The following is a 5,551-nucleotide window of genomic DNA, read 5'->3' as shown; positions in this document are numbered from 1 at the left end:
CCGAGCCAGCCCTTGATCGCGTCGTCGGCGCCCTCCTCCATGAAATCGAGACGGTGGACCTCCACCCCCGGGATCGGCTCGACCGCCTGCAGATCGACGGCGAGCACGCGCCCCCGTGCCTTGCCCGCCTTCTCGCCGAGCGCGTTCACGCGCTCCGCGGCGACCTGGCTCCATCCGCCGGGCGCGCAGCCCAGATCGACCACCCGCGCGCCGGGCACGAGAAAGCGATACTTCTCGTCGAGCTCGAGGATCTTGAAGGCGGCGCGGCCGCGGTAGCCCTCGGCCTTCGCGCGCTTGACGTAAGGGTCGTTGAGCTGGCGCTGAAGCCAGCGCGTGGACGAGGGCTTGCGCCCGCGCGCGGTGCGCACCTTGACCTTGAGATCGCGCTGCCCGCGCCCGGAGTTTCCGGCTTTCTTCGGCATGTCGTTTCCTTACGCTCGGCCGGAGATTTTTCGTACGAAAAATCTCAGCGCCGCACCACGGCTCGTGGTGCGAATTTTCGTACGAAAATTCGCCGCCCCGTCAGGCACCAGCCAGGCGCCCGTCAGACCGGCGAATCCTCCAGCACACCATCGGCCGACATCTGCGCGTAGAGCAGCCCCTCGCGCAGCCCGCGGTCGGCCACCGAGAGCCGGTCCGTCGGCCAGAGCCGCAAGAGCGCCTGCAGGATCGCCGCGCCGGACATGATCAGCGCCTGGCGATCCTGCCCGATCCGCGGGTCGCGCCGCCGCCCCAACGGCCCCATGGCGAGATAGTCGCGGATCACCCGGTCAATCTGGTCCGAGGTCATGCGCAGCCCGTCGACCTTCGTGCGGTCGTAGCGCTTGAGGCCGAGGTGGCTCGCCGCGACGGTCGTGACCGTGCCGGAGGTGCCGATCACCTGAAAGCCATCGCGCGTCTGCTCGTCCTTGTAGGGCGCGAACTCGGCAAGGTTTTCCTCGAAGAACCAGCTCATCAGCGCGTAGCGCGCCGCGTCGTCCTCCACGTCGCGGAACTGATCGCGCAGCGTCGCCACGCCGAGCGGCACGCTGATCCAGTCCACGACCTTCGCCGCCGGGAACGGGCTCTCGGGCGGGTGGAAGCCCGCGTGCAGCCGCATGATGGCGCGCGGCCGCTCGCGGTTGGGCACCGAGGAGAGATCGATCCAGACGAGCTCCGTCGAGCCACCGCCGATGTCGACGACGAGAAGCTGCTCCGTCTTCGTCGAGACCAGCGGCGCGCAGGAGATCACGGCGAGGCGCGCCTCCTCCTCGGGCTCGATGATCTCGAGCGTGAGCCCCGTCTCGCGCTGGATCCGGCGCAGGAACTCGGGCCCGTTCCGCGCGCGCCGGCAGGCCTCCGTCGCGACGAGGCGCATGCGCGTCACGTCGTGCCGGCGGAGCTTCTGGTGACAGATTCGCAGGGCCTGCAGCGTGCGCCGCTGCGACGCACGGCCGAGCGCACCCGTCCGCTCCAGCCCTTCGCCGAGCTGGACGGTCTTCGAGAAGCTGTCGACCACGTGAAACTGCCCGCCCTTCGGCTGGGCGATCAGCATGCGGCAACTGTTCGTGCCCAGATCGAGCGCAGCATAAAGCTCCGCCGGATCGGGCGGTCGGGGCGCGGGGCTTTCGACCGGGACCGGGAACGCGCCCGCACCATCGGGACGCCTGGGCGCCATGTCTCACGCCCTCCGGATACAAAGTTGTCTGGAAGATACGTGCACCGACGCGATCGAACAAGGTGCCGTGCATCTTTTCGGCCCGAGTCGCTCCGCGACGCACATGAGTCGAAATCAGACCGGGCCTCGCCCGGCCCGTGACGTAGAGAGACCCCAGCCGAGAGGGAGAATCGGGACAATGCCCGAGGTGACAATCGTCTACTGGCGCGACATTCCCGCGCAGGTGATCGTGGGCAAGGGCCGGCGCGGCGCGAAGAAGCCGCTCGCCGAGCGCTTCGAACAGGCGATCGACCGCGCGGCGATGAAGATCGGCGCGCGCGAGAGCGACGCCTACCTCGCCGAGTGGCGCAAGGCGCCCCCCTACCCGGCCGAGGGCGACCCCGCGGCATTGGCCGAGGCCGAGGCCGCGCGGATCGAGGCGGCCTACGATCAGGACCGGCTCAAGGCCCTGATCGCCAACGACGGATGGGCCTGACGGCCCGATGCCATGGAAGGAGGCCCTGATGGCGCTTCTCAGTTTCCCGAAACGCGGCGCGGCGGCCACGGCCCCGCGCAACCCGGCGGTCGAAGCCTTGCTGGCGGGATTTTCCATCGAGGTGATGCCCCGCACCGCCGCGCGGGTGGAGGATTTCCGCGCGCTGCTGCCGGCGGGCACCCGCGTCTACATCGCGCATATCGCGGGCACGCCGATCGCCGACATGGTCGCCACCGCCGCGCGCCTGCGTGCCGAGGGCTTCGAGCCGATGCCGCATTTCCCCGCGCGCATCATCCCCGACCGCGCCACGCTCGCCGACTGGATCGCACGCTATCAGGGCGAGGCCGGCGTGCGCGAGGCGCTGGTGCTGGCCGGCGGCGTGACCGAGCCGCAGGGGGATTTCCAGTCCTCCATGCAGCTGCTGGAGACCGGGCTTTTCGACGCGCACGGCTTCCGCCGGCTGCACGTCGCGGGCCACCCCGAGGGCAACCGCGACATCGACCCCGCGGGCGGCACGCGCGAGGTGGACGCGGCGCTCACCTGGAAGCAGGCCTTCGCCGACCGGACCGACGCCGAGATGGCGATCGTCACGCAGTTCGCCTTCGAGGCCGGGCCGATGATCGCCTGGGCCGAACGGCTCGCGGCCGCGGGGATCCGCATGCCCGTGCACCTCGGCATCGCGGGACCCGCGAAGCTGCAGACCCTCATAAAGTTCGCCATCGCCTGCGGCGTCGGCCCCTCGCTCAAGGTGCTGCAGCGCCGGGCGATGGACGTCTCGAAGCTCGTCAAGCCCTTCGAGCCGACCGACCTGGTGGCCGATCTCGCCGCGCGCCGCGCCGCGGGCGCCGCCGGCAACATCGAGGCGCTGCATGTCTTCCCGCTCGGCGGCATCCCCGCCGCCTCCGAGTGGCTCGCCGCACACGGCGGCGCCGCCGCCCGCCCCGCAGCACGCGCCGCGGTCTGACCCTGAAAGGACCGACATGACCCGCACCCTCGTCGCCTCGAAGTCGAAGACCGTCACCATCGGCTTCGACGCCCCCTTCTGCGTGATCGGCGAACGCATCAATCCCACGGGCCGCAAGAAGCTCGCCGCCGAGCTGGAGGCGGGCGACTTCTCCACCGTCGAGACGGACGCGCTGGAGCAGGTCGCCTGCGGGGCGATGGTGCTCGACGTGAACGCGGGCGTCGTCTACAATTCCAACCCGAACCCGAACGAGACCGAGCCGCCGCTGATGCGGCGCATGATCGAGCTGGTGCAGGGGCTCGTGGACGTGCCGCTCTGCATCGACAGCTCGGTGCCGGCCGCGCTCGAGACCGGGCTCGCGGTGGCCGAGGGCCGCCCGCTCGTGAACTCCGTCACCGGCGAGGAGGAGCGGCTCGAGGCGATCCTGCCGCTGGTGCGCAAGTACGACGTGCCGGTGGTGGCGATCTCCAACGACGACACCGGCATCAGCGAGGACCCGGAGGTGCGCTTCGCGGTGGCCCGGAAGATCGTCGAGCGCGCGGCCGACCACGGCATCCCGGCGCACGACATCGTGGTCGATCCGCTGGTGATGCCCGTGGGCGCGATGGCGACGGCCGGGCGGCAGGTCTTCACGCTGGTGCGCCGCCTCCGCGAGGAACTCGGCGTCAACACCACCTGCGGGGCCTCCAACATCTCCTTCGGCCTGCCCCACCGGCACGGGATCAACGCGGCCTTCCTGCCGATGGCGATCACCGCCGGCATGACGAGCGCGATCATGAACCCGATCCGCCAGGTCGAGATGGAGGCGATCAAGGCCGCCAACTTCCTGATGAACAACGACCCGAACGGCGCCGAGTGGATCCGCTTCGCCAGGGTGCTCGACGCGGTGGAGGCGGGCACGCCCTTCCCCGAGGCGGCGCGCGCGGCGCAGGCCGCGGGCGGCGGCCGCGGCGGGCGGCGCGGCGGACGCCGGCGCAGCGCCTGAGCCCGGCAGGCGGCCGCAGGATCCCATCCCGCCCCGGCGGCCCGGGCGCGCGCAGAGGGCGTTGCCCTCGCGCCACGGGAGATTTCGGGGCAATCGAAGCCGCCCCCCTGCGACAGGATATCGTATTCCAAATCTCAAATATATCTATAGGGTGCGACGTGGAAACGCGCATGACCCGAGAGGAGTCGACATGATCCGCAAGACCATCGCCGCGCTGGCGGCCGCCACCGCGCTCGCCGCCCCGGCCGCCGCAGACATGGAAGAGAACCTGGTGACCGTGGTCACCGCGGCGGAGCCGCAGACCCAGTTGATGAGCATGGTGCTGACCATGCAGGCCGTCGAGAAGGGCGTGAACGCGCATATCCTGCTCTGCGGCCCGGCGGGCGACATGGCGCTCACCGACGCGCCCGAGAGCGTGACCGCGCCGCAGCCGCCGCGCGACATGAGCCCGCAGGGCCTCCTCAAGGCCGCGATCGAGAACGGCGCCACGGCGGAGGTCTGCGCGATCTACCTGCCCGGGCTCGGCGAAGGGCCGGAGGTGCTGATGGACGGCGTGAGCGTCGCCGAGCCCCCGGCGATGGCCGACGCGCTGCTCGCCGACGACGCGGCGGTCTGGTCCTTCTGAGCCACCGCGCCCCGCCCTTCTTCTTGGGTCGAAATATCCTCGGGGGGTGAGGCCCGGCAGGGCCGAGGGGGGCAGACAGCCCCCCTCACGCGCCCTCAGTAATGCAGCGCCCGGTCGTGCGCCGCGAGCACCGACTCGTGCATCGTCTCGCTCAGCGTCGGATGCGGGAAGACGGTCTGCATGAGCTCGGCCTCGGTCGTCTCCAGCGTGCGGCCGACGACGTAGCCCTGGATGAGCTCGGTCACCTCGGCGCCCACCATGTGCGCGCCGAGAAGTTCGCCGGTGTCGGCGTCGAAGATCGTCTTGACCAGCCCCTCCGGCTCGCCGAGCGCGATGGCCTTGCCGTTGCCGATGAAGGGAAAGCGGCCGACGCGGATGTCGCGGCCCTGCTCCGTCGCCTGCGCCTCGGTGAGACCGATGGAGGCCACCTGCGGGTGGCAGTAGGTGCAGCCGGCAATCTGATCGGGCGTGACGGGGTGCGGGTCGTCCCCCGCGATCAGTTCGGCGAGGGTAACGCCCTCGTGGCTGGCCTTGTGCGCGAGCCAGGGCGCGCCGGCGATGTCGCCGATGGCATAGAGCCCCGGCACGCCCGTCCGCCCCATGGCGTCCACCTTCACCTGCCCGCGCTCCACGGTCACGCCGGCCTCCTCGAGGCCGAGGCCCTCGGTGTTGCCCGTGATGCCGACGGCGGAGATCACGGTGTCGAAATCGCGCGCCTCGGTCTTGCCGCCCTGCTCGATGTGCGCGGTGACCCGGTCGGCATGGCGCTCGAGTTTCTTGACCGTGGCGCCGGTGCGGATCTCCATTCCCTGCTTCTCGAAGGCCTTGCGCGCGAAGGCGCTGAT

General features: G+C 70.8%; 7 protein-coding genes. 4 read left to right on the top strand and 3 right to left on the bottom strand.

The features are described 5' to 3' along the window. Both ACESL7_RS09405 and ACESL7_RS09400 read right to left on the bottom strand, forming a co-directional pair. A partial coding sequence (locus tag ACESL7_RS09405; protein WP_372893065.1) for an SAM-dependent methyltransferase occupies positions 1-422 on the bottom strand: 422 nt, incomplete at its 3' end. Positions 423-544: 122 nt separating this feature from the next. Further along, on the bottom strand, positions 545-1,657 hold the full coding sequence (locus tag ACESL7_RS09400) for a Ppx/GppA phosphatase family protein (RefSeq protein ID WP_372893064.1): 1,113 nt from the start codon (positions 1,655-1,657) through the stop codon (positions 545-547). A 178-nt stretch (positions 1,658-1,835) separates the two neighbouring features. Here ACESL7_RS09400 and ACESL7_RS09395 point away from each other — a divergent pair, with 178 nt between their 5' ends. From ACESL7_RS09395 to ACESL7_RS09380, 4 genes are all read left to right on the top strand, one after another. Next, positions 1,836-2,132, top strand: coding sequence for a virulence factor (locus ACESL7_RS09395; protein ID WP_372893063.1), 297 nt, complete (start codon positions 1,836-1,838; stop codon positions 2,130-2,132). Positions 2,133-2,160: 28 nt separating this feature from the next. Continuing rightward, positions 2,161-3,096 carry a methylenetetrahydrofolate reductase gene (locus ACESL7_RS09390; protein ID WP_372893062.1) on the top strand — a complete coding sequence of 312 codons (936 nt, stop codon included), beginning with the start codon at positions 2,161-2,163 and terminating at the stop codon, positions 3,094-3,096. A gap of 16 nt (positions 3,097-3,112) precedes the next feature. Continuing rightward, on the top strand, positions 3,113-4,081 hold the full coding sequence (locus tag ACESL7_RS09385) for a methyltetrahydrofolate cobalamin methyltransferase (RefSeq protein WP_372893061.1): 969 nt from the start codon (positions 3,113-3,115) through the stop codon (positions 4,079-4,081). Positions 4,082-4,271: 190 nt separating this feature from the next. Next, complete coding sequence (locus ACESL7_RS09380; protein ID WP_372893060.1) at positions 4,272-4,706, top strand: DsrE family protein; 435 nt, start codon at positions 4,272-4,274, stop codon at positions 4,704-4,706. Between the two features lie 95 nt (positions 4,707-4,801). Here ACESL7_RS09380 and ACESL7_RS09375 read toward each other — a convergent pair. Next, positions 4,802-5,551: FAD-dependent oxidoreductase (locus ACESL7_RS09375; protein WP_372893059.1), on the bottom strand; the 750-nt coding region annotated here is incomplete at its 5' end.

This window comes from Rhodosalinus sp., assembly GCF_041685465.1.
Classification (GTDB): Bacteria; Pseudomonadota; Alphaproteobacteria; order Rhodobacterales; family Rhodobacteraceae; genus Rhodosalinus.
The sequence above is the reverse complement of the archived record's forward strand: the minus strand, read 5'-3'. Positions and strand labels throughout refer to the sequence as shown.